The organism is Bacillus sp. FSL K6-0994 (assembly GCF_038630815.1).
GTDB classification, from domain to species: Bacteria; Bacillota; Bacilli; order Bacillales; family Bacillaceae; genus Bacillus; species Bacillus safensis.
In genome coordinates this window covers 191,705-214,672 of the sequence record NZ_CP152043.1, presented here as the reverse complement: position 1 = coordinate 214,672, position 22,968 = coordinate 191,705, and the positions used below count along the sequence as shown (strand labels likewise).

General features: G+C 40.4%; 25 protein-coding genes and 4 pseudogenes. 12 read left to right on the top strand and 17 right to left on the bottom strand.

The window, feature by feature from the left end; genetic code table 11:
* Window positions 1-8: 8 nt before the first annotated feature.
* The 3 genes and pseudogenes from MHB69_RS01235 to MHB69_RS01225 all read left to right on the top strand — a co-directional run.
* Complete coding sequence (locus tag MHB69_RS01235) at window positions 9-677, top strand: ATP-binding cassette domain-containing protein (RefSeq protein WP_342495916.1); 669 nt, start codon at window positions 9-11, stop codon at window positions 675-677.
* Entirely contained in the window at window positions 674-1,183 is a 510-nt protein-coding gene (locus tag MHB69_RS01230; protein WP_342495915.1) for a hypothetical protein, read from the top strand. Before MHB69_RS01235 ends, MHB69_RS01230 begins: the two co-directional genes overlap by 4 nt.
* Window positions 1,184-1,371: 188 nt before the next feature.
* Window positions 1,372-1,482, top strand: a pseudogene (locus tag MHB69_RS01225) (DUF255 domain-containing protein); the annotation flags it as partial.
* A 75-nt stretch (window positions 1,483-1,557) separates the two neighbouring features.
* On the opposite strand, the pseudogene MHB69_RS01220 reads toward MHB69_RS01225, so the two are convergent.
* Window positions 1,558-2,425, bottom strand: a pseudogene (locus MHB69_RS01220) (helix-turn-helix transcriptional regulator).
* Between the two features lie 103 nt (window positions 2,426-2,528).
* Between MHB69_RS01220 and fabF the strand changes: the two are divergent.
* Window positions 2,529-3,761, top strand: a complete 1,233-nt coding sequence (gene fabF, locus MHB69_RS01215) for a beta-ketoacyl-ACP synthase II (protein ID WP_342495914.1) — start codon at window positions 2,529-2,531, stop codon at window positions 3,759-3,761.
* 163 nt (window positions 3,762-3,924) lie between these two features.
* Window positions 3,925-4,098 (top strand): annotated as a pseudogene (locus MHB69_RS01210) (DUF255 domain-containing protein); the annotation flags it as partial.
* 72 nt (window positions 4,099-4,170) lie between these two features.
* Here the strand turns inward: MHB69_RS01210 and MHB69_RS01205 are convergent.
* The gene (locus MHB69_RS01205; protein WP_342495913.1) at window positions 4,171-4,623 is read right to left on the bottom strand and encodes a MarR family transcriptional regulator; all 453 of its coding nucleotides are present in this window, start codon (window positions 4,621-4,623) and stop codon (window positions 4,171-4,173) included.
* Window positions 4,624-4,762: 139 nt separating this feature from the next.
* On the opposite strand from MHB69_RS01205, the gene MHB69_RS01200 reads away from it, so the two are divergent.
* The 7 genes from MHB69_RS01200 to MHB69_RS01170 all read left to right on the top strand — a co-directional run bounded on the left by MHB69_RS01200 (window position 4,763) and on the right by MHB69_RS01170 (window position 11,457).
* Window positions 4,763-5,197: a GNAT family N-acetyltransferase gene (locus MHB69_RS01200; RefSeq protein ID WP_342495912.1), complete on the top strand. Its 435-nt coding sequence runs from the start codon at window positions 4,763-4,765 to the stop codon at window positions 5,195-5,197.
* Between the two features lie 10 nt (window positions 5,198-5,207).
* Window positions 5,208-5,810, top strand: a complete 603-nt coding sequence (locus MHB69_RS01195; RefSeq protein WP_342495911.1) for a YitT family protein — start codon at window positions 5,208-5,210, stop codon at window positions 5,808-5,810.
* A gap of 130 nt (window positions 5,811-5,940) precedes the next feature.
* A complete protein-coding gene (locus tag MHB69_RS01190; protein WP_342495910.1) occupies window positions 5,941-7,485 on the top strand; it encodes a thioredoxin domain-containing protein in 1,545 nt (514 codons plus the stop codon).
* 81 nt (window positions 7,486-7,566) lie between these two features.
* Complete coding sequence (locus MHB69_RS01185; protein ID WP_342495909.1) at window positions 7,567-8,001, top strand: hypothetical protein; 435 nt, start codon at window positions 7,567-7,569, stop codon at window positions 7,999-8,001.
* 152 nt (window positions 8,002-8,153) lie between these two features.
* Window positions 8,154-8,924 (top strand): SurA N-terminal domain-containing protein, encoded by a 771-nt coding sequence (locus tag MHB69_RS01180; protein ID WP_065215412.1) that lies wholly within the window; start codon window positions 8,154-8,156, stop codon window positions 8,922-8,924.
* 224 nt (window positions 8,925-9,148) lie between these two features.
* Window positions 9,149-10,483, top strand: a complete 1,335-nt coding sequence (gene glpT, locus MHB69_RS01175) for a glycerol-3-phosphate transporter (protein ID WP_024424430.1) — start codon at window positions 9,149-9,151, stop codon at window positions 10,481-10,483.
* 92 nt (window positions 10,484-10,575) lie between these two features.
* Window positions 10,576-11,457: a glycerophosphodiester phosphodiesterase gene (locus MHB69_RS01170; protein WP_041115336.1), complete on the top strand. Its 882-nt coding sequence runs from the start codon at window positions 10,576-10,578 to the stop codon at window positions 11,455-11,457.
* Between the two features lie 38 nt (window positions 11,458-11,495).
* Here MHB69_RS01170 and MHB69_RS01165 read toward each other — a convergent pair whose 3' ends face one another.
* From MHB69_RS01165 to MHB69_RS01095, 15 genes and pseudogenes are all read right to left on the bottom strand, one after another.
* The gene (locus tag MHB69_RS01165) at window positions 11,496-12,884 is read right to left on the bottom strand and encodes an amino acid permease (protein WP_046313629.1); all 1,389 of its coding nucleotides are present in this window, start codon (window positions 12,882-12,884) and stop codon (window positions 11,496-11,498) included.
* A gap of 285 nt (window positions 12,885-13,169) precedes the next feature.
* Entirely contained in the window at window positions 13,170-13,775 is a 606-nt protein-coding gene (locus MHB69_RS01160; protein WP_065215413.1) for an ABC-2 transporter permease, read from the bottom strand.
* Complete coding sequence (locus MHB69_RS01155; RefSeq protein ID WP_268480610.1) at window positions 13,759-14,634, bottom strand: ABC transporter ATP-binding protein; 876 nt, start codon at window positions 14,632-14,634, stop codon at window positions 13,759-13,761. The genes MHB69_RS01160 and MHB69_RS01155 overlap by 17 nt, the downstream gene beginning before the upstream one ends.
* 5 nt (window positions 14,635-14,639) lie before the next feature.
* Complete coding sequence (locus MHB69_RS01150; RefSeq protein WP_003217079.1) at window positions 14,640-15,011, bottom strand: GntR family transcriptional regulator; 372 nt, start codon at window positions 15,009-15,011, stop codon at window positions 14,640-14,642.
* 169 nt (window positions 15,012-15,180) lie between these two features.
* Complete coding sequence (locus tag MHB69_RS01145; RefSeq protein ID WP_342495908.1) at window positions 15,181-16,308, bottom strand: DUF418 domain-containing protein; 1,128 nt, start codon at window positions 16,306-16,308, stop codon at window positions 15,181-15,183.
* A gap of 224 nt (window positions 16,309-16,532) precedes the next feature.
* The gene (locus MHB69_RS01140) at window positions 16,533-16,655 is read right to left on the bottom strand and encodes a hypothetical protein (RefSeq protein WP_342495907.1); all 123 of its coding nucleotides are present in this window, start codon (window positions 16,653-16,655) and stop codon (window positions 16,533-16,535) included.
* A gap of 18 nt (window positions 16,656-16,673) precedes the next feature.
* Window positions 16,674-17,099 carry a TlpA disulfide reductase family protein gene (locus tag MHB69_RS01135; protein ID WP_342495906.1) on the bottom strand — a complete coding sequence of 142 codons (426 nt, stop codon included), beginning with the start codon at window positions 17,097-17,099 and terminating at the stop codon, window positions 16,674-16,676.
* Window positions 17,099-17,615, bottom strand: a pseudogene (locus tag MHB69_RS01130) (HEAT repeat domain-containing protein). Before MHB69_RS01130 ends, MHB69_RS01135 begins: the two are co-directional and overlap by 1 nt.
* Window positions 17,616-17,634: 19 nt before the next feature.
* Window positions 17,635-19,056 (bottom strand): sporulation killing factor system integral membrane protein, encoded by a 1,422-nt coding sequence (skfF, locus tag MHB69_RS01125; RefSeq protein WP_342495905.1) that lies wholly within the window; start codon window positions 19,054-19,056, stop codon window positions 17,635-17,637.
* Window positions 19,049-19,771 (bottom strand): ABC transporter ATP-binding protein, encoded by a 723-nt coding sequence (locus MHB69_RS01120; protein WP_342495904.1) that lies wholly within the window; start codon window positions 19,769-19,771, stop codon window positions 19,049-19,051. Before MHB69_RS01120 ends, skfF begins: the two co-directional genes overlap by 8 nt.
* A 231-nt stretch (window positions 19,772-20,002) precedes the next feature.
* Complete coding sequence (locus MHB69_RS01115) at window positions 20,003-20,395, bottom strand: RidA family protein (RefSeq protein WP_342495903.1); 393 nt, start codon at window positions 20,393-20,395, stop codon at window positions 20,003-20,005.
* 115 nt (window positions 20,396-20,510) lie between these two features.
* Window positions 20,511-21,275 carry an ABC transporter permease subunit gene (locus tag MHB69_RS01110; protein WP_081123893.1) on the bottom strand — a complete coding sequence of 255 codons (765 nt, stop codon included), beginning with the start codon at window positions 21,273-21,275 and terminating at the stop codon, window positions 20,511-20,513.
* Window positions 21,272-22,189, bottom strand: coding sequence for an ABC transporter ATP-binding protein (locus MHB69_RS01105; RefSeq protein ID WP_342495902.1), 918 nt, complete (start codon window positions 22,187-22,189; stop codon window positions 21,272-21,274). The genes MHB69_RS01110 and MHB69_RS01105 overlap by 4 nt, the downstream gene beginning before the upstream one ends.
* Window positions 22,190-22,203: 14 nt before the next feature.
* The gene (locus MHB69_RS01100) at window positions 22,204-22,395 is read right to left on the bottom strand and encodes a PLD nuclease N-terminal domain-containing protein (protein WP_342495901.1); all 192 of its coding nucleotides are present in this window, start codon (window positions 22,393-22,395) and stop codon (window positions 22,204-22,206) included.
* Between the two features lie 161 nt (window positions 22,396-22,556).
* Window positions 22,557-22,913: a DUF2200 domain-containing protein gene (locus MHB69_RS01095; RefSeq protein WP_327825414.1), complete on the bottom strand. Its 357-nt coding sequence runs from the start codon at window positions 22,911-22,913 to the stop codon at window positions 22,557-22,559.
* Between the last annotated feature and the right edge of the window lie 55 nt (window positions 22,914-22,968).

The following is a 22,968-nucleotide window of genomic DNA, read 5'->3' as shown; positions in this document are numbered from 1 at the left end:
TGAAACTCATGTCAGAAGAATATATTAAAATTGAGGCATTAAACAAATTTATTAAAAAAAACCACGTCCTTAAGAATATTAACTTATCATTAAAAAAGGGGAATATTTATGGTTTTCGTGGACCTAATGGATCCGGAAAAACAATGTTATTTCGTGTATTATCCGGATTAGTAAAACCAAGTGATGGAAAAGTAACTGTAGGTGGGAAACACTTACACAGAGACATCTCATTTCCCGAAAATGTTGGAATATTAATAGAGTATCCTGGTTTCATCCCAGAATATACTGGTTTTGCTAACCTAAAATTACTCTCTATGATTCAGAATAAAATTAACGATAACGAAATTTCTGCTGTGATTTCTCGTGTAGGACTTGATCCAAATGACAAAAGAAAGTTTAAAAAGTATTCTCTTGGGATGAAACAACGTTTGGGAATAGCTCAAGCAATTATGGAAAAACCAGATTTGCTCATTTTAGATGAACCTACTAATGCTTTAGATGAGAAAGCAGTCGAAATAGTACATCAATTACTCGTAGCATTAAAAAATGAAGGTAAAACAATTTTAATTGCTAGCCATGATAAAGAAACTCTTCAAAAGGTTTCAGATACGATTTATGATATTGAATCTGGGGAAATTATAAAAGAAACGATTATTGATAGGGATAAAGAAAAATGAGAAAAAAAGTAATAGTAATTTCAGTGATGACTATAATTTTTATCTTAATCAGCATGTTCCGCTATCAACAAGTGAATAGTGAATACTCCAACTATAAAGTAACAGAAAAAAACCTGACGACAAATGAAACATTTGAATTCCTAAAAATAAGTCATACGTTTAAAAAAGCTAAGAAAATTAATACCATTGATGAAATGAGAAATAAAATAACTGAATACCGCATACCATTTACATTAAAAAATAAAACAAACGATAAACTCCCCCTACATCCTGAATTTTATAGAATGATGAGGGGAGAGGAAGAAACCCAGACCATAGACTTTATTAATAATAAGACGGGGAAAAGAATTAAAGATATAAATCCTCATCAATATTTAAATGGTACAGTCACCTTTACATTTGGAAATAATGGTGAGAAAAATTTAAAAACTCCTAAACTCCATATGATTGGGAGCGATGGAATATCAGTTGAAAAATTCATTGTGGAAATTGATTACTACAAGTAACATATACTATTCATATTAAAAGAAAAGAAATATGTCCTATTGTCCTCTTCTACTTTTAGAGGATTTTTTTATATAAAAAGACGAAGTTTCGCTAAAGGTAAAGTACGCAGGAAATTACTATATGAAAGCAGGTGAACTCATGACAAACAAAAAATGCTCAACCGATTAATCACTGAAAGTCGCCATATCTTCTCCAACAAGCCTATAATCCGGTCAACTGGTACACATGGTCAGACGAAGGATTCAAGAAAGCGAAACGCGAAAACAAACCAGTTTTCGTATCGATTGAGTATGGATAACCAAAGGAACTTGTCATTGATGGCATAGGATCTATTTTATATTAGATGCACTCAATAACTTCATCCAAACGATAGCTAGCCTTCAATTAAACGTTTTAACTTAAGCTCCGTTTCAGTATCCTCAACTGGAGTATAGACGCTGCATCTTAAATCAGTATCCCCATACACTTGTAATGAAGTGAGATTAAACAACATTTTACCTGCCTTAGCATGACGAAATTCAATTAATACTTCAGGCGCATAGCTGATCTCATTTTCATTCCAAATTTTACGAAACTCAGGATATGCCTGCTCCATTTCTTCTATAAATTGCTCATACCAGTCATCAGCCACATACTGTCCATAATACGTTCTAAATATGGCGATATATCCTCTAACAAAATGCTCCCAATTCACGGCTAAACTTTTGAATTCCTTTCTTGCGAATAGTAAGCGTATGATATTTCTTTCTTGCGAATAGTAAGCGTATGATATTTCTTTCTGCCGGGATGATTTGTTCAAAGTCCAAAAATACATTAGCTGCTGCTTGATTCCAGCCAACAATCTGACTTCTTCTATCAGATACAATCGTCGGGCAATAACGAAGTTCCTGCAAAATTTTCACTAAAGCCGGACTGATTTCCTTCTCATTCTCAATGATAAAGGATTGTTTCACTCCTTCCTCTAACGCTAAAGCGTACAAATATCTCCTTTCATCATTATTTAATTGTAATGCTCGAGAAATAGCATCTAATACCGAAGTGGATACTTTTATATCTCTGCCTTGTTCTAACCATGTATACCAAGTAAGACTCACACCGGCTAGTTGAGCCACTTCTTCTCTTCTTAGTCCTGGTGTTCTTCTGCGGGTTCCTACAGGTAAACCAACCATTTGAGGCGTGATTTTCGAACGTTGGTTTTTTAGAAATTCTGATAATGCTTGAAGTCTTGTTTCAGGTTTCATGAAGATCTCCCTTTAAAATATTATTAATTATACTAGGATAAACAACAACTTGTAATAGGATAACACAATGGCTAAAGTTAATAAAAACAAGGAGGGAATGATCATGAAAAGAGTTGTCATTACTGGAATGGGAGTTATTTCTCCACTAGGAAATGATGTAAATAGCTTTTGGAATCAACTAATAAAAGGACAATCGGGTATATCTCTCATTGATTCTTTTGATACGACTGATTATAAAACAAAAATAGCTGGAATCGTTCGTGATTTCGATGCAGATGAAATACTGGGGAGAAAAGAAGCAAAACGATTAGATCGTTTTAGTCAGTTTGCCTTAGCAGCAGCCGAACAAGCATTAGAAAATTCACAATTACAGTTAGATCAAATTGACCTTGAACGTTTAGGCGTATATGTTGGTTCAGGAATCGGGGGCATCCAATCGCTTGTTGATCAAGTGAATGTATTAGATAAAAGAGGTCCCTCAAGAGTAAGCCCCAGCCTTGTACCCATGATGATTTCAAATGCAGCTGCGGCCCAAATCAGCATTAAATTAGGGGCACAAGGGCCATCATTGTCACCAGTCACAGCTTGTTCTATTGGGAACACCTCTATTGGTGAAGCTTTCAATGCGATCCGAAATGATGATGCAGATATTATATTTGCCGGAGGAGCAGAAGCTGCCGTCTCACAGATATCTTTGGCTAGTTTTGGAAACGCACATGCACTATCTACTAGAAACCAAGACCCAAGCCTAGCCAGCCGTCCATTCGATACAGATAGAGATGGCTTTGTGATGAGTGAAGGCGCAGGTATCTTAGTATTAGAATCATTAGAAAACGCGATTCTTAGAGATGCGCCGATATTATGTGAAGTAGTGGGATACGGAGCTAGTTCAGACGCTCATCATATGGTAGCATCCCACCCAGAAGGTAAAGGTGCCTACTTAGCCATGAAAAAAGCATTGAAAAGTGCAAATATATCAACAGATGAAATCGACGTTATTAGTGCTCATGCAACAAGTACACAAGTAGGTGATCGTTCAGAAGTTCTAGCTATTAAGAAATTATTTGGTGAACGTTCAGGTGAAATTCCAACAACGGCGAACAAGTCAATGACTGGGCACATGTTTGGTGCTGCCGGCGGTGTAGAAGCCATTGCTTTAGTGGAAAGTTTGAGACGAGGTATGATTCCGCCAACGATTAATGTAGAGAATCAAGATCCAGATTGCAACTTAGATGTTGTATTAGAAGCGAGACACCTTCCATTGAAATATGGGCTATCCAATTCCTTTGGTTTTGGAGGACATAATTCAGCCATCTTGTTAAAGCATTACGAATGATGTAGTGAAAAGGTGAAATAATGAATCTATCAAGGGTGTATAGCCCTTGATTTTTTTCATTTTGGGAATACCTCACAGACAAATGATGACGGACCTCAGCAATCTGATATATTAAATGGAGAAAAGAGAATACTAAAAAAAACCTTTAGAAAGAAGGTGACCCATGCCAAACAACCAAACACCCAACCCCCTCATCAATGAAAAATCACCATATCTCCTTCAGCACGCCCACAACCCAGTTCACTGGTACCCGTGGAGGCAAGAAGCCTTCGATAAAGCCAAACGTGAAGATAAACCTGTGCTTGTCAGCATCGGTTACGCCACTTGCCACTGGTACCATTACATATTTTTATTGAAGGGACTATACCACATAATGTGCTCTAAAACTTTTAAAGTTTAAATTTGTACTTTAGTAGTCCCTTTTGTTTCCCTTCTTCACATTTTCCCAATCCCGTTCTACATTTTTCCTGACTCTTTGAAGAAGTTTAAAAATGGTTTCCTTTTCCTCAGGTGAAAAATCAGAACAGGCCACTTTCATAGAATGTTCTTCTTCTTTTTTTAAAAAAGGATAAACTTTTTTCCCTTTCTCAGTCGTGAACAGCTTTTTTATTTTTTTATTCTGTCTGTCCGGCTGTTTTTCAATCAATCCTTGTATTTCCAATTTCTTAATTGCTCGCGCAGCCGTTGTTCGGTCAACCTTTATCATTTCAGCCAATTTATCTTGAATAACACCAGGGTTTTCGTATATACGTACAAGATAGAGATACTGCCCTCTTGTTAAGTCCAAATCTTTAAATTCAATATTGCTTATGGAATCTAAAGCTCTGGCTATCATGCCGATCTCTCGTAAAATGTTGTTCATACTCAAAACTCCTCGCATTTTTTGTTGCAATTACATCTATTTTCGTTGCAATTACAACAAAAATAATTTAACCTTACTTTTATAAGACCACACGTATGCTGTAGAGTCCAGACTAATATCAGAAAAGGATTGATAAATAATGAATATAAAAAGAATAACAACTGAGAATGATTTACATGCTGCACAAGATATTAGAAAATCGGTATTCATTGAAGAACAGCAAGTACCTGAATCCGATGAGTTCGATCAATTCGATACACTCAATGAACAATGCCAGCATGTCTTGGTATATCATGAGAATCAGCCTGTCGGCACAGGCCGTGTGCGCATCGTTGATCATACAGGTAAACTGGAAAGAATCTGTATCCTAAAACCTTATCGTAAGTATGGTTTGGGCAAAATCATCATTGGAGAGCTAGAAAAAATCATGCAAGAAAAAGGCGTTACTAAGATGAAGCTCCATGGGCAAACACATGCAGAAAGCTTTTATAAAAAACTGGGCTATCAAACTACTTCAGATGAATTTTTGGAAGACGGAATTCCACACGTCTTGATGACAAAAGAAATATCTTGAAATACAAATCATGTCTAATAAAAAGAAGTATGTTTATTACGGACTAGGTATACTCGTATTAAGTTTAGGCATTTCTTTAACAATACAATCAGGACTAGGTACTTCCCCATTCGATGCCCTTTTGGTCGGCCTTTCCAAAGAAGTCGGTCTTACCGTAGGAAGCTGGGAGGTCCTTATTTCTGTCATCACCTTAATCTGTAACTCTATACTAACAAGAAAAAAACCTGTTTTTTTAGGTTTGATTACAGCATTCTTGACTGGAATAGGCATTGATCTGTGGTTGTTCCTCATAAAACATGTCATCTACACAAGCATGTGGTTTAGCAAACTGACGTGTTTCGGAGTTGGTTTGGTATTCATTAGTCTTGGAACAGCCATTTATCTTCAAACAAAATTTGCATCTACGCCTATCGATCATTTAACACTCATTATTCAAGATATTTCAAAAAGAACCATCCTACTTTCAAGAACAGTATTGTATGCTTTTTTCTTATTATTGGCTTATATATGTAAAGGCCCTGTCGGTATCGGAACCATTTTAACTGTGTGTTTAGGAGGCATGATCCTTCACTTTTTTATGTCTATTATTGAACGTCGCCTTTTATCCAATTGAGGTCTGGAATCACCTTATAAAAAGAAAAGAAGAGGCTAACCCTAAAAGACCTCTTCTTTTTTGATGTTTGGTATATTAGATATTGGAAAGACCACACTGATAAGAAACTTTATCGAAAGAAGGTGATCCCATGCCTACTAACAATAAACCCAATAGATTAATCGCTGAGAAGTCTCCATATTTACTTCAACATGCTCATAACCCTGTGAATTGGTTTCCTTGGGGAGAAGAAGCATTCGAAAAAGCAAAACGCGAAAACAAACCGGTGCTTGTCAGCATCGGTTACGCCACTTTTCACTGGTGCCACGTCATGGCACACGAAAGCTTCGAAGATCAACAAGTCGCTGACATCTTAAATGAGCATTTCATTTCCATCAAAGTCGATCGTGAGGAGCGTCCAGATATCGACTCTATGTATATGTCGGTTTGTCAGATGATGACGGGGCAAGGCGGCTGGCCGTTGAACGTGTTTGTCACGCCGGATCAAAAGCCTTTTTATGCTGGGACATATTTCCCGAAAAGAAGTGCTTACGGGCGTCCTGGCTTCATTGAGGCACTGACACAATTGCTGGATGCGTACCATAACGACCGAGATCATATTGAATCATTGGCAGAGAAAGCGACAAATAATCTGCGGATTAAAGCAGCAGGACAGACAGAAAACACGCTGTCTCAAGAAGCAATTCACAAAGCCTATTATCAGCTCATGAGCAGCTTTGATACGCTGTATGGCGGATTCGGCTCCGCGCCAAAATTCCCTGCACCTCATATGCTCTCATTTTTGATGCGCTATTACGAATGGACAGGGCAGGAGAATGCGCTATATGCGGTCACGAAAACGTTAGATGGGATAGCAAATGGCGGTATATATGACCATGTTGGTTCCGGTTTTTCTCGTTATTCAACAGACGAGAAATGGCTTGTGCCGCATTTTGAAAAAATGCTGTATGATAACGCCTTGCTGATGGAAGCTTACACAGAAGCGTATCAGCTCACCTCAAAACCTGAGTATGAAAAACTTGTCCAACGCCTGATTCAATTCATTAAACAAGATATGATGAATTCTAGCGGCTCCTTTTATTCAGCGATAGATGCAGATTCTGAGGGGAAAGAAGGACAATATTACGTCTGGGCAAAAGATGAGATCATCACCCATTTAGGGGAGGAGCTTGGCGCTTTATTTTGCGACGTCTATCACATCACAGAAGAGGGGAACTTTGAAGGGGAGAACATCCCTCATACCATTTCTACCTCTTTTGAGGACATCAAAGCCTCTTTTTCGATCGACGATAAAACCCTTCAATCCAAGCTGCAAGAAGCGCGGCATATTTTACAATCAGTCAGACAGCAGCGACCCGCGCCGCTTGTCGATGACAAGGTGCTTACATCTTGGAATGCGCTGATGATCGCAGCTCTCGCCAAAGCAGGAAGGGTCTTTGATGCAGAGGAAGCGATCCATATGGCGAAGCAGGCGATGTCTTTTCTAGAAACACATCTTGTTCAACATGAGCGGCTCATGGTCCGCTACAGAGAAGGTGACGTGAAGCATCTCGGCTTTATCGAGGATTATGCGCATATGCTAAAAGCGTATATGTCTTTATACGAAGCGACCTTTGAGTTAGCGTGGCTGGAAAAGGCGGCAGCCATTGCCGAGAACATGTTTGAGCTGTTTTGAAAGGAAAAAGGGGGCTTTTTCTTCTCGGGATCAGATGCGGAAGCGCTCCTCGTTCGAGAAAAAGAAGTGTACGACGGCGCCATGCCTTCTGGTAACAGCACCGCACTCCATCAGCTTTTGAAACTCAGCACAATGACAGGACGTCAAGACTGGCTGAAAACATTAGAACAGATGTTCAAAGCCTTTTATGTGGATGTCTCTTCCTACCCAAGCGGACACACAGCATTTCTACAAGGGCTCCTAAGTCAATATGCGGCGAAAAGAGAAATCATCATTCTCGGAAAAAACGGTGACCCTCAAAAAGAACAGCTTTTACAGGTGCTTCAAAAACGCTTCGTTCCATTTGATATCATATTGACTGCCGAAACAGGGAAAGAATTAGCGAAGCTCGCGCCCTTTACAAAAGATTACAAAACAATCGATGGCAAAACCACCGTGTATATTTGTGAAAACTACAGCTGCCGCCAGCCAATCACCGATATCGACGAAGTGATGGAACAATTATTCCACAATTGAGTTTGTCATGAGATGACTATGAGAAGACAAAATGAGGACAAACAGATAAAAAACATGTCAATCCGCTAACAAATTGTCTGTACGGTTTTATTTTTCCTAAAAAACGGTTAGAATGCGCACTAGACGTTCTCATACCGAAGGGAGAGAAAATGATGAAAAAGGTATCATACACACTCATCGCTTGTTTGTTATCTGTTGGACTTGCAGCCTGCTCGTCAAACGATGCCAAACAAGATAAGCAAAACGACGCAGCCAAAAACAAGGAAACAACACAGGCTGATCAAAAAGAGCAGCAAAAGCAAATGGAAGAAATGCAAAAGAAATTAGACGCACAAAAAATCGATGATCAAAAGGTCGTTGCGACCGTCAACAAAGACAAAATCACAGGCAGTGAATACAATAGCGCCTTATCTACCATTCAAGGCCAGCTTCAGCAGTCCGGGCAAGACCCAACTTCTAAAGAAGGCGAGAAAGCAGTCAAGAAACAAACCATTGATGCGCTCGTAGGACAAGAGCTCATCCTGCAAGATGCTGAGAAGAAGGGCTTCAAAGCCTCTGACAAAGAGGTAGATAAGCAGCTAAAGGAAGAAAAGAAACAGTTCAAAGACAACGCTCAATTTGAAGAAGCACTTAAAAAGAGCGGACTCACATTGGATCAGCTGAAGAGTGACATTGCCGACAGCATCAAATACAGCCAATATGTCGATAAAGAAATCAAATCAGCCTCCGTCTCTGAGAAAGACGTCAAAGCGTACTATGATCAATACGCAGACCAAATGAAAAAACAAAAGCAAAAAGCACCAGAATACAAAGAGGTTAAATCACAAATTAAAAAACAGCTAGAATCTCAAGAAAAGCAAAAAGAAATCCAAAAAGAAATTGAAAAACTAAAGAAATCTGCGAAAATTAATGTTTCTCTATAACCGCTAAGAAAAAATCCGCCATTGTGCGGATTTTTTTGTTACTTCATGAACTATTTTTCCAAATTTATGACAAAAGCCTCATCATAAACGTCTCTTCCATCCGATATGATGGGAGTACAAAAGAAAGCGCTAACAATTCTTTTGTCTCTGAAAAGGTACAGGATCAAAAGCAATTCTCGTACTTTTGCTTCAGTCAATCGGACATCTACAAAAGGAGGATCATTATGTTCAAATGGTTTAAACCTGCTCCGCATATCGACAGGCTTGATGATGCCAAAACAGACGAGACGTATAAGCGGCTGCGGCTGCAAGTCTTTCTAGGCATCTTTATCGGGTATGCGGGCTACTATTTGCTGCGCAAAAATTTCGCTTTTGCCATTCCATATCTACAGGAAGAGGGGTTCACAAAAAGTGAATTAGGCTTTGTACTCGCAGCCGTATCCATTGCTTATGGCTTTAGTAAATTCATCATGGGGATGATCTCAGACCGCTGTAACCCCAGATACTTTTTAGCCGCCGGACTCTTTTTATCAGCTCTTATCAATATCCTATTTGTCTCATTTCCATGGGTCACATCCAGTGTATGGATCATGTTTTTATTCATGTTCTTAAACGGCTGGTTTCAAGGCATGGGGTGGCCGCCATGCGGACGTACGATGGCGCACTGGTTTTCGGTTAGTGAACGTGGTACGAAAATGTCCATTTGGAACGTCGCTCACAATATCGGCGGAGGGATTCTTGCACCGCTTATCACATTAGGGATTGTACTGTTTGCGACGTGGAAAAGCATCTTTTTCTTCCCTGCCATCATTGCCATTATCGTCTCCTTCGTGATCATTCTTCTTGTACGGGATACCCCGCAATCCACTGGTCTTCCGCCAATCGAGGAATATCGAAATGACTATCCGGCACAAAACTATGAGGATCAAGAAAAAGAATTAACAGTGAAAGAAATTTTATTTAAATATGTACTCAACAATAAATTCCTATGGTATATCGCCATTGCCAACGTGTTTGTATACTTCGTCCGTTACGGTGTTGTTGACTGGGCGCCGACCTACTTAACAGAAGCAAAGGGCTTTTCACCAGAGCATTCACGCTGGTCTTATTTTCTTTATGAATATGCAGGCATTCCCGGTACATTATTGTGCGGCTGGATTAGTGACCGCTTCTTCAGAAGCCGCCGCGCACCAGCTGGCGTCATCTTTATGGCCGGGGTGTTAATTGCCGTTCTCGTTTACTGGCTAAACCCTGCAGGCAATCCAATGGTCGATAACATTGCCCTTATCAGCATCGGCTTTTTGATTTACGGACCTGTCATGCTCATTGGACTTCAAGCCATTGATCTCGCTCCGAAAAAAGCGGCTGGCACTGCAGCCGGACTGACAGGCTTCTTCGGCTACATTGGCGGCTCTGCCTTTGCCAATGCCATGATGGGTGTCGTCGTGGATCACTATGACTGGACAGGAGGCTTCATTTTACTGGTTGGTTCTTGTGTGCTTGCGATTGTTTTCCTCGCCATGACATGGAATACAGGAAAGCGCGTAGAGCAAGCTTAATGAAAATCACATAAAAGATTCATATCCGCCCAACATGCTCTTTACATCTATTTCTTATGATGGAGGCAGTTACCGTAAAAGGAGGATAAAATATGAAGAAAAGTAGATTACTTGCTTTCGTGTTGCTCTCTTTTGCTTTACTGTCTTTTGCGTGGGTGCCGGCCACCGTATCGGCACATGAAAACCTTTTATCTCCAGATCGCATCTTAACCGTTGCACACCGCGGAGCATCAGGGTATGCACCAGAGCATACCCTGGCTTCCTACAAGCTCGCCACAAAGATGAATGCAGATTACCTCGAACTCGACCTTCAAATGACAAAGGATGGGCATCTCATCGTGATGCATGATGAAACCGTTGACCGGACCACAAACGGAACAGGCTGGGTCAAAGACCTCACACTTGCTGAAATTAAACAGCTTGATGCTGGTACATGGTTTAACGAAGCCAATCCCGACAGACAAAATGCCAACTATATCGGACAGAGAGTCCTTACATTAGATGAGGTGCTGCGCTATTTCGGCAAACGAGAGAATTATTATATTGAAACAAAAAAACCAGACCTTTATCCGCAAATGGAAGAAAAACTATTGGCCGCCTTAAAGAAACATCATCTTCTTGGGAAACACACAAGAAAAGGGCAGGTTATCATACAATCCTTTAGTCAGGACAGCCTGATAAAGCTGCAGAAATTAGCTCCACGCCTGCCAAAAGTACAGCTATTAGACAGAAACCAAATGACATCCATCACAGACGATCAGCTCGACTTTATCAAAACGTACGCCGTGGGTGTTGGACCGAATTTCAGAGCATTAACACCTGAAAACGTCCAGCAGGTCAGAAGCCACGGACTCCTCCTTCATCCATATACAGTCAACAGCGAAGCAGACATGACCCGTCTACTGCAATACGGCGTCACCGGTCTTTTCACCAACTTTCCAGATGTCTTTAACCGTGTAAAAGCTTCACTCTAAATAAAAAAGCCTTGCGGTCCATCCCGCAAGGCTTTTGATTATTTCACCGTTTGATCAGAAGAAGCTGTTTCAATCGGCTTTCGTTTTCCAATTCCAAATACAAAAAAGCTAAGTGCCACTAAAATCAAGAATCCAATTGCTACAATAAGAGAAATACGCGTATCCTGATTAATGAGCATAAACACAAGAACCATCAATAAAAATCCGATTGTAAGATAGTTAGAAAACGGTGCTAACGGCATCTTGAACGGATGCTTTTCAAGCGCTGCCCCCTTTGCCTTTCTGAAGCCAATATGACTAATCAAAATGACAAACCAAGGCACCATCCCAGGAAGGACGCTCGCACTATACACATAGACGAAAATGTTTGGCGGAGAAACATAATTCAGGACCACTCCTATCGCTAAACCAATCAGCACAGCGAATGTCCCAAAATACGGTACACCGTTCTTCGAAATTTTCGTAAAGAAAGCAGGCGCCTGACCATTCACACCTAATGTATAAAGCATACGGCCCGCACTGAAAATACCACTATTACAGCCGGACATCGCTGCTGTAATGACAACAAAGTTAATAATACCAGCAGCTGCTGTAATCCCGATCTTCGCAAACGTCGCCACAAATGGACTGCCAAGGGTATTCAGCTGATCCCAAGGATACACAGTCACAATGACAAAGATCGCACCGATATAGAAAATCAAAATACGCCAGATGATACTTTTGATGGCATTTGTCAGCGTCTTTTGCGGATTTTGCGCCTCACCCGCTGTAATCCCAATCAGCTCGACACCTTGATAAGCAGCAATAACTAGAGACAATGCAAACAGGAATCCGCTAAACCCACCTGTAAAGAACCCGCCATGTGCCCAAAGGTTAGACAGCCCAATAGGAGTTCCGCCATTTCCAAAACCGAAGAAAATAATGCCTAAACCTGCAACAATCATCAAGATAATCGTCACAATTTTGATCATCGCAAACCAAAATTCAAACTCACCGAACGACTTAACCGAAATCAAGTTGGCTGCTCCTAAAATGATCATCGCAATTAACCCTGGAATCCACGCAGGCAGCTCTGGGAACCAATATTTCATATAAGCCCCAACCGCAATAATTTCAGACATTCCGACAATGACCCACTGGAACCAGTTACTCCAAGCCGTCATATACCCTGCAAGCGGATGAATATATTGATGCCCGAATGTAGCAAATGACCCTGTACTCGGCTCAAGATATAACATTTCTCCCATCGCACGCATAATAAAAAAGATAAAAATACCACACACCGCGTACGCTAGGAGAACCGATGGACCTGTCCACTGAATGGCCTTCGCTGACCCCATAAATAAGCCAACACCGATTGTGCCGCCAAGAGCGATCATTTGAATATGGCGGGCACTTAACCCTCTCTTTAATTCCTTTTGAGCCACTTTTCTTCCCCCTCATCAACAAACAACATAAAAATTAAAATCAGAATTTTCATTCTGATTGAGAAACATCAATCTTTCGATGTATATTATCATAATAAATCTACCCTTAAAAAACAATTGTTTTTTTGAGGAAAACACTATTAACAAAATATTCTGACATAAAATTAAGTTCAAATTGTTTTATATTGATATAATCAATAACCAGAAAAATCTTCAAAAAAAGACCGCTCACACGGTCTTCTAAGCTCAAACTGTAAATTTATAGGAACATCAGCAATTGCTTTCCTAAAACACTTTCCTCTGATAAATCACAGTAGAAAGTCCCCAAGACAGCAAGTAGAAGAGCATAATCAGCACAGCTGACCCCGTATATAAAACAGGGATCGATAAATTCATAATAAAATCAGTGATCCCACTAAATTGCTCTGCCAAATAGAGAACAACAGGCGGTCCCATAGCAGATAATACGATAAAGCCAATGATCACTGCCGTTGTGATATAACCAGGCTTTAAGATATAAAACAATGGAAACGTACACGCCGCGAACAATAAAAACAACCCGCTGCCAATCGCAATATCTGACAGCGAAAACAGCTTCCCAAACACAAGTAATGCAGCACTTGTCAGCACGATCGCAATACTCATATAGAAAATGGCGCCAAGATAACGTGATGCGATAATTTCTTTACGTGTATAGGGCAAGGAGTTTAATAGAATATTCGTTTCTGCCTTTTCATCATACGCATATGTGTTAAATGGAATGAAGACACTAGCGACTAGAAACGTCAATACTGGATGGACATCCATGAAAATAAAAAATAAGATAAACGGAATAAAAATAAGTAACTGCTTCTTTTGCAAAATCACATCACGCTTAATTAAATGAAACATGCGCAACCCCGCCTTTCAAATAAAACATGATATCCTCAAGCGACGCCGGTTCAATCACAACAGCATCCCCAAAAATAAGTTTCACCTCATCAACACGATCGGTTAATGCTTCAAATCCGGCTGCTGTACGCTGGATATGGACAAACGCCTTTTCTGTGTCTCGATCCAACAACTCCAGGCTCCCTTTCACAAGCGCATAACTTTCTGCCACTTCATGAATCGACTGTTGAAAGACCAATCTTCCATTTTGTATAAACGCAATATAATCCGCAATCCGGTCTAAATCAGTCGTCACATGCGTCGAGAAAAAGATCGTCTTATTTCCATCAATCATCAATTCTTGTAACGTGCTGAGCAGCTCTCTTCTAAAAACCGGATCTAAACCAGCAGTTGGTTCATCCATGATAATCAGCTCTGCATGATGTGACAGCGCAATCGCTAGTGAAGCCTTCATCTGCATCCCTTTTGAAAATGTTTTAATCGCTTTATTCAGCGGCAGACCAAACTGTTCAATATATTGATCAAAAAGCCGGTCATCCCAGCGTTTATAGGCTGGTGCCACAATCCGTTTGATGTCCTTTAAATTCAGCCCTGGAAAAAAAACATTGGCATCGTAAACAAATCCGATTCGTTCCTTAATTTCTTTTTCATGAGTATGATAATCCAATCCAAAGACCTTTATGTCACCTGAATCGGGTTTTAACAAATTCATGATCATTTTAATGGTGGTCGACTTACCCGCTCCATTCTCTCCAATAAACCCTGTGACAAAGCCTTTCTTGACCTGTAAATCAATATCCTGAACGGAAAAATCCTTGAATCGTTTCGATACTCCTTTGAATTCAATCACATGCTCCACTCATCTCACTCCTCATATAAGAACTTTAATAACTGCTGCAATTCATCAAAAGATAAGCCTAATTCTTTCCCGTTTGTGACTACTGCTCCAAGCTGTTCCTCGATCACCTTCAACTTCTTCTCTCTCATCACTTCTAGGTTTTGTTCCGCAACAAAAGATCCCTTGCCTACAATCGAATAAATAAATCCCGCTTTCTCTAACTCTTCATACGCTCGCTTTGTTGTAATCACGCTAATTTGTAGATCCTTCGCCAGTTTTCTAATAGACGGCAGCGCTGCACCTTCCGCAAGCTCACCCGTTAAAATCATCGATTTGATTTGATTCGTAATTTGCTCATAGATAGGCTCCTTAGAATGGTTAGAAATCGTAATTTGCATATAAAAACCTCTTTTTTCAGATAGTTGAAACAAAATATTGTATATACACTATATATACATTATATACACACTAAAAGAATATTCAAGCATTTTAAAAAATGTTCTCCTCATTTTTTTAAAATAAAAAACCGCACAGCCCTTAAGCCATGCGGTTGTTTAACAAAATGCTTTATTTCCAATATACCCATTTTCCCATAAGCCACTCCACAGGACCTCTTCTCCATTTTTTCAAATAGAGATAGCTGATGAACAGCTGTGCTGTGTACAGTCCGACAGCAAGCAGCAGCCCAAACATTGATCCCAATTGTCCAAATAGACCAAGTCCATAAGAATAGAAAATCGTTGTACAAATAATCGACTGCGCCAAATAGTTTGAGAGAGACAAACGGCCAAGCCCTGCAAGCAGACGTTTGAGGCCTTCGGCTGCCTTCGAATAGTAGAAAACAATAAAAGCCTGAATATAACCGATCGCCAGCACATAACCACCAAGAATCATCACCAATTCACTCCAAGGCGCATCAATGAACGTCGCACATTTTAGTGCAAGGCCGACGACAATGACCCAGACCCAGCCTTTGCGATAGGCCATCCCTCGATCTTCTTCTGTGAGATGCCCTCGTTTACCAATCACCATACCTAGCAAGGTGAACGGTCCCACCATCATAGTACCGAAAAGAAACCCTAGTATTGGCATGAACATAATGGTCACGATCGCCAGAATAATAGTCACAATCATCATATCGTCTTCAACCGTAATCCGGCTGAGCAAAATATCCCCATAAGCACCCTTCGCATACACATCAGTTAAAAGTTCATCGTTCCCATAAACGAGGTTCATCATATATGGCACAACGACTAAAGATAACGCTCCTAACACACCAGACCAAATAAGCATTGTTTTAATCCGGCTGCTCAAAAACATCATTAAGAAAAACATACAAGCTCCATAATAAAGAAGAATGTCACCATTCCAAATAAAGATGTAATGCAGCATCCCAAGCACAATCAGACCAAACCCTCGGCGAACGACAATGGCATTCGTATTTAGTCCCTTGGCCTTCGTCGATTCAATCAGCTTGATAAAAGAATACCCAAACAAAAAGGAAAAAATCGGATAGAAAGACCCTTGGAACAAAATTTCCGTTAGATATACACCAAATTCCTGTCCCCAAAAACTCGAATCAAACATTTTCTCAAAATCATAATCATATTGGAAATTAAGCATATTCACAATCAAAATACCTAATAAACTAAAACCACGTATACTATCAATAAACTCAACCCTAGATCCCTTCAACACGACAGCTCCTTCGGACAATATAAAGATAAAGCATATTTATCCTACCACACTTTTAAAAAAATGGTTTCCATCCCCATGTGAAAAAGTGCGTTTTAAGGTAAATTTAATAAAAAAACCTAGAATCTATATTCTAGGTATCATACTGAATACTTATAACTTATGACTTTCTTCTTCCCGCAGCACACGCTTCAAATAAAACAACATTCCCAAGCCGAATAAAATCATCGCATTTCCAAGTCTGCAGAAATCGGCAACCATTTCAGCATCATTAAAATCAGCAAAACCGCTCCAACACCTGCGAAAAAGATGACGTTTCTTTTTAATTCCTTGTATGATTGAAACAACACTCTCTCCTCCACTGTTTATCCAATTGAATGTTTTTCTAACTTTTTCAATATTCTTTCCCAGCCGGTATCTCCCATTTTTCGATCTATTAACTGCCCCTCTTGATCAAAGAGGCAAAAGCTAGGTAATCCTTGAATCTTATACTTTGCAACAATCTCATAATCTTGATCCAATACAATAGGAGCGTTCATATTCTTTTCCTCTGCATACTCTGAAACAACACCTGCCGATTTTTCCTCTTCTGTATATGGAACATGGACACAGGTTAAATGAATACCCAGCTCATTCACACGTTGTAGGATATGATTGGTTAATTCTTCACAATGAGGACAATTGACTGACCAAAAATAAAGAAGCTGATGCTGTCCCTTAGGTACACTCCTTTGATCTGAAGGGTAAATCAAAGGAAGATTCTCAGGCCAGTTGAGTTTCTGCGTTCCCACTATACATCCCCCTTATCTTTTAGCTGAAAGGCGATGATTTTTCCTAATGCTTCCTCAGCAGCAAAAGGAGTGACGCTGCCTGTTGGATTTTCTTGTTCTTGTTTTAAGCACTCGTACATGTTTTTTTCAATTTTTGATGGATCAATCCAAGAGATACACCATGATGCCCAGAAACAAATAGGTCCCTCATAACGTTTAGCAAGTGCCAGAAGAAATGGCAAGCTAGGTTGCCCAATCCTCATGAGTGACATGGCAGCGGCCATTCTTGTATCTTCTTCGTCACTTTCTAATAGCCGAGCTAGCGGTTCTGCTGCCGTCCCCCGCATCTGCTCCAAATTCACCAAGTACAGCTGCTGCAATGTTCCGCAGAGAGCCTTTTTCTTTTAAAGCCTCAACAAGGACGGGCACTGCATCTTTTCCATATTTTCTTAAATCTCCTATTGCTTGAACGATCGTTACTTCATTTGTATTGGCCAATTGTTGAACTGATTGAGACAGCTTATTTTCTGGTTTCATTTACAATCAACTCCTCTTTTTAATGAACCGCACGGTATCGATAACAAAGCACATAAAATCCAGCCCCAGCCACTAGGGATACAATTGTAGTCAACAAGCCATCAGTGATGAGATGAACGATAATAATGACCATAGCACTGATCACAGACGCAAATAGCAAGGATCGATAATAGATGGCCAAAGCAAAACTCCTTTCTCGTCTCAGAGGCTGCATAAAGGCAAAGAGCCGTATGGCCAAAAACCATATATAAACTCCTCCACCAAATAAGATCCAATACAATACATCCTGAATCTCAACCAAATAAAGAGAAATCAAGTAGAAAGCATACAGCCAAAAGGTTTGAAACACTTCTAACAGAATGATTTTTTGATATAAAGCTCCTGGAAAAAGGTAGAGCACTCCTGTTTGTGCGTGTCTTACAATCCCTGCATAATATGAACTAAAAAGAACGGATGCCGCCATGACGATCAAGAATAGATTCAGCCAATCTGAAAAATAAGTAAAGACGACATAGTAAGTACCAATTAAAAGCATGGCAGATAACAAATGGAAGGTCCTATACTTTTTGATCAGCAATAATTCAATCCAAAGAAAAGCCCAAATGCCCGTTAATGCCGGAAGTCCCCACCATGTCCTGCTCTTTTTTTGAACGATTGGACTTGATTGAATATGTTTCCCCTCAAATTCCTCCCAAAATACTGCTTCCTTGACTAAAGACTCCTTCATCTCTAAACGATGACTAGCCTTGTACATCATCATGAAAGATAGAAACATCACTCCAATAAAAATGAAGACAGAAAGAATGGAGAACTCTTCGATCATACGCCCAGCTTGAAACATCAAAGAATCAGCAATGTTCATCAATGAAGGCTGTTTCATCATCAACTGATTCAAAGCGAGCACTGCAAAGCAGCAAAACATCAATAAAAAGCTGATTAAGAGCAAACGCTTGTATACTCGAATGGTTCTAGCACAAGACATCGCAATCATCCAAGTTTCAACCAAACATAACAGCCCTGTCAGGATGAGTGATTTTCCAAGCAAAAACGGGTACTGATGCGTCATAAAAAGCAGAAGTAGATCCGCAGCCACAGCAGAGACAATAAGAAGTGCCCCTCGCCAAAAAATGTGATACAACCATACACTGATGACAACTGTCCATAGAGAAGCGCCATTTCCATATAACCAAATGATATCGTTCATCTGACTAGGCAGCCGATTCGTAAACAAACCAAAACCCGTATAAAGAACAAACAAACAGACAATGATCCATCCTGCTGCACTCGTATCCCAATCACCCATACTTGAAACCGCGCTAAGCTGAAAACCAATTGCCGCAATAAAGAGAAGTAAGATCAGAAAAGGCATTTTCTTTTCTTGATTTTTACTGATCAAGCGCCTTTGAGATTTCATCCATAAAAGGGAGAGTGTGTTATTCACTTGACCACTCCCCCAAAAGTTGAATAACTTCTGCCCTCCACTCAACCTGTTCTTCCTTTATTTGAGGAACATCCATACTCTTCATGATGGCACCGTCTCGGATCAATACCACCCTGCTGGCCGTATCAAGGACAAACTCCAGACTATGAGTCGACACAAAGACCGCCCCACCTTGACTGCTTTTTTGTCTCAGCCAATCCGACAGCCACTGTTTTGATGGAATATCTAACCCGACAGTCGGTTCATCTAATATAAAAAGGGAGGCATCTTGAACAATGGCTCCTGCTAAGACGACACGCTGCTTTTGGCCTCTTGACAGCCTTCCACACAGTTCATTCATCTTCTTTTCCATATGTACTTCTTTCAACGCTTCATATACCTTTTCCTTGATCTGTTTTAAGCCTTTATGATATCCACGTGCACGGAATTGAACATGTTCAGCAACCGTTAGGTCTGGATACAAATAGGGGTGATCAGGAATAAGCGCTACTTGTTTTTGGACATGGGCATGACCAGGCGGGAAACCCTCTATGAGAATTTCCCCTCCATCTGGTTTATATAGACCTGTTACACACCGAATCGTTGTCGTCTTCCCGGCACCATTAGGCCCAAGCAGTGCCACAACCTCACCTGCTTCGATGGAAAACGACAAATCCTCTACCCCATCACCATTGCTATATCGTTTGCTTACATTCTGAACCTCCATGAATGGCATCAAATCTCTCCCTTTGATTAGAGTGATGTATGCTTATCTATGGTGTGTTATAAAATCAAAAAACGAATGTCTTTAGACCCACTAATCTCTCAACCTAATATTACCATATAGAGAATAACAAGGTAATAGGAATGAGATAATCTATTCTATAAACAACGGAAAAAGAAATTATATTATGTACAAAATAAAAAAAGATTGGGCTGCAGCATCCCAATCTTTTATCTATTAACCCTATACCATCTCCTGACACGCCCAAGCATCCACCTCTACCTTTAAAGCAGGAGAAGCCAATGCCACCACATAAATCATCGTCATACAAGGCAGATGATCGCCTAAAAACTGCCCCATAATTTGTTTCCTGCTCTCAGCATCGAATTCTCCCACGAGATAAAATACTAGTTTCGTTATATCTTCCACGGCCATATCTGCCGCTTCTACGTTTCGTTTCACATTCTCTAACGCTAATTCGAGCTGCTCCAACGGACTTTCGGGGATTGTTCCATCCACCTCCATCCCCACTTGACCTGATAAGGTTAACCACCGCTGTGGTCCCGTTGTCTCTATTTGATGGGTATATGGTGCAACTGGCGGGTGAATGGTCTCAGGATTACGTGATGTTCTCATGAATAAAAACCCCTTTTCTGAAAATACAGTCAATTTTTATCATCATATCAAACTTTCTACCATATTCAGATTTTTATGCTCAAAGTAAACCTGAAGAAACAATCGCAACAGCCTGCTATAATTCTTGTTTTCTAAAAAGAAACCATCCGATGAGAAAAAAGAAAACAATCAATACCGATACACCTAGAAAACTAGTAAGTGCCTGATCCGAATAAGTCCCCTTATGAATCATCTCTTCGGCTGCACTTGTCACGCCTTTAGGCGCAAACTTCCCTAATGTCTCTTCGTAAAATGAAGGGACGGTAAACAGAATAAGGTTGATCAAAAGCGACACACCGCCAGCTGTGACAGAACGTTGAAAGAACGCCGAAGCACAAATGGTCGATACTACAATCAACAATAAATTTGGATAATAAAGAAGTGTTCCTTTTAACACATTCACCCAATCCACATGCCCAAATTGAATGTCCACATAATAAACAGAGGCAAGCACTGCCACCACCAAACTAAACAAAGTCAAACAGGCATAGGCGCATATTTTTGAAACATAATAACTCGTTCGACTGATCGGTTTCACCATAATCATCGCGGTCACTCCAGAGGCACGCTCTCCTGCGATCGTTCCCATCACGATCATAATCAGGATAAACACACCTAGCGAATCAAATTTACTCAATGCACTCGCCAAAGCCTCTCCTGCACTAGGCTCTGGTATATAAAATGTAGATCCTTCAGGTAAATTAGCTGATTTCGATAGAAGATCTGGAAGCATTTTGAGCGTAATAGGCTGTGTGATCATTAAAATCGTAAAAATAATCGGCACAAATAAAATTTTATAACTAGTGAATAACTCCCTAAATTCCTTTTTCAACATCATCATGCAGTCACAACCTTCATGAAAATATCTTCAAGCGTCAGCTTAGATAGGCGATAATGGAGGATAACACCGCCAGATTCAGTGATCAGACGAGGCAGCTCCTTCAATGCCTTTTGTTGATCGTTTACTCGCACCTGATAACCGTCCCCTGCATCAATGCATTCCTCCACCCAATCCCGCTCCTTTAACAAAGCCAATAATTTCGTATTCTGTTGTTCTAATTGAAATTCAATCACCGGCTGGATATAGTCTTCTTTGATCTGTTTCATGGAAGAGGACATCTCAATTTTTCCGCTGTTGATCATAATAATATGATCCGCCACTCGTTCAATGTCATCTAAAATATGGGTCGACATAAAGATCAACATCTCTTGTTTCAGACGCTCAATCAATGTCAGAACGTCTTTTCTCCCCATGGGATCAAGTGCAGACACAGGTTCATCCAAGATGAGAACCTTCGGGCTGTTGATAAGCGCCTGCGCAATGGCAAGCCTCTGCTTCATGCCTCCGCTATAGCTACCAATGGCACGATCCTTCGCCTCATACACACGGCAAAGCTTCAACAGCTCCTCTGTTTTGGAGCGAATGATTTTTTTCTCTAAATGAAATAACCCACCAACCCAATGCATCCACTCCTGCCCCGTCATATCCTGATAAAATGCAGGGTGCTGCGGACAATACCCAATCACATGACTAATGTCATCTATGTCCTTTGTGACATCCATACCCGCCACCTTCACAACCCCAGAAGTAGGACGAGCAAGCCCCGTCAAAATCCGGATCGTCGTTGTCTTCCCCGCTCCATTGGCTCCTAAAAAACCAACACATCCAACCTCCCCAACAGAAAACGAAACATTTTTTAAAACTTCATTCGGGCCATACGATTTCGTCAGCCCATGACACTCCAACATATTCAAGCGAATCCCCCCTACTAAGAATGTTTACGACCAAAAATGAAATACACAATAGGACCGACACTGGCCACAAACACAATCACCAAAGCCCAAATCCACTTCACCTCTCCTCTGATCCTCGATGGATCTCTTTTAAGCAAATCAAACAAACCAATCACCATCAAAATCGCTTGCAGCAAAATAAGAGGTAATATCATCTTCATATCCATCCACGCCACTCCCTTTTCAAACGCCAATTTGTTTTGGTATTACTTCTTTTGACGACATGGAGAGTGAATTCGTTCAAATGGATTTTATTTTTATTGGTCGAATGGTCTATAAATATAAAAAAGCCCAGTGAAAGTAAGTTCACTGGGATTGCTTGTGATGATCATGATGAACCTCGCAAAATCTTTTCCATCATCTTTCCTTTCGCTAACTCATCAATCAGCTTATCTAGATAACGAATGTTTTTCATGGTTTCTTCCTCAATGTCCTCTACCCGAACACCACAGATGACTCCTTTGATTAAACTGCGGGAAGGATGGAGCTCAGGAGCCTCAGCAAAGAAGGTTTCAATGTCTATCTGTTGATCCACCTGTTCCTGCAGCTCTTCTGGACTGTATCCCGTTAACCAACAAATAATCATATCGACGTCAGCTTTCGTTCGTCCCTTTCTTTCCGCTTTTGCGATATAGAGAGGATAAACCTTGAAAAAGCCCATTGTATAAACTTTATGTTTGGTCATGAGTTCTTCTCTCTTCCTTTTATATTAGCTATTAGCTTGTAATGCTTGCGCAAGC

Excerpts from the sequence above, each read along its gene's own strand:
- MHB69_RS01230 (WP_342495915.1), top strand. The coding sequence starts at position 674 with ATGAGAAAAAAAGTAATAGTAATTTCAGTGATGACTATAATTTTTATC.
- MHB69_RS01160 (WP_065215413.1), bottom strand. The coding sequence starts at position 13,775 with ATGTTTCATTTAATTAAGCGTGATGTGATTTTGCAAAAGAAGCAGTTA.
- MHB69_RS01120 (WP_342495904.1), bottom strand. The coding sequence starts at position 19,771 with ATGCCATTCATGGAGGTTCAGAATGTAAGCAAACGATATAGCAATGGT.
- MHB69_RS01095 (WP_327825414.1), bottom strand. The coding sequence starts at position 22,913 with ATGACCAAACATAAAGTTTATACAATGGGCTTTTTCAAGGTTTATCCT.
- MHB69_RS01235 (WP_342495916.1), top strand. The coding sequence starts at position 9 with ATGTCAGAAGAATATATTAAAATTGAGGCATTAAACAAATTTATTAAA.
- MHB69_RS01170 (WP_041115336.1), top strand. The coding sequence starts at position 10,576 with ATGAAGAAAAGTAGATTACTTGCTTTCGTGTTGCTCTCTTTTGCTTTA.
- MHB69_RS01190 (WP_342495910.1), top strand. The coding sequence starts at position 5,941 with ATGCCTACTAACAATAAACCCAATAGATTAATCGCTGAGAAGTCTCCA.
- MHB69_RS01195 (WP_342495911.1), top strand. The coding sequence starts at position 5,208 with ATGTCTAATAAAAAGAAGTATGTTTATTACGGACTAGGTATACTCGTA.
- MHB69_RS01180 (WP_065215412.1), top strand. The coding sequence starts at position 8,154 with ATGAAAAAGGTATCATACACACTCATCGCTTGTTTGTTATCTGTTGGA.
- MHB69_RS01110 (WP_081123893.1), bottom strand. The coding sequence starts at position 21,275 with ATGATGATGTTGAAAAAGGAATTTAGGGAGTTATTCACTAGTTATAAA.
- MHB69_RS01185 (WP_342495909.1), top strand. The coding sequence starts at position 7,567 with ATGCCTTCTGGTAACAGCACCGCACTCCATCAGCTTTTGAAACTCAGC.
- MHB69_RS01115 (WP_342495903.1), bottom strand. The coding sequence starts at position 20,395 with ATGAGAACATCACGTAATCCTGAGACCATTCACCCGCCAGTTGCACCA.
- MHB69_RS01200 (WP_342495912.1), top strand. The coding sequence starts at position 4,763 with ATGAATATAAAAAGAATAACAACTGAGAATGATTTACATGCTGCACAA.
- MHB69_RS01100 (WP_342495901.1), bottom strand. The coding sequence starts at position 22,395 with ATGGATATGAAGATGATATTACCTCTTATTTTGCTGCAAGCGATTTTG.
- glpT (WP_024424430.1), top strand. The coding sequence starts at position 9,149 with ATGTTCAAATGGTTTAAACCTGCTCCGCATATCGACAGGCTTGATGAT.
- fabF (WP_342495914.1), top strand. The coding sequence starts at position 2,529 with ATGAAAAGAGTTGTCATTACTGGAATGGGAGTTATTTCTCCACTAGGA.
- MHB69_RS01205 (WP_342495913.1), bottom strand. The coding sequence starts at position 4,623 with ATGAACAACATTTTACGAGAGATCGGCATGATAGCCAGAGCTTTAGAT.
- MHB69_RS01150 (WP_003217079.1), bottom strand. The coding sequence starts at position 15,011 with ATGCAAATTACGATTTCTAACCATTCTAAGGAGCCTATCTATGAGCAA.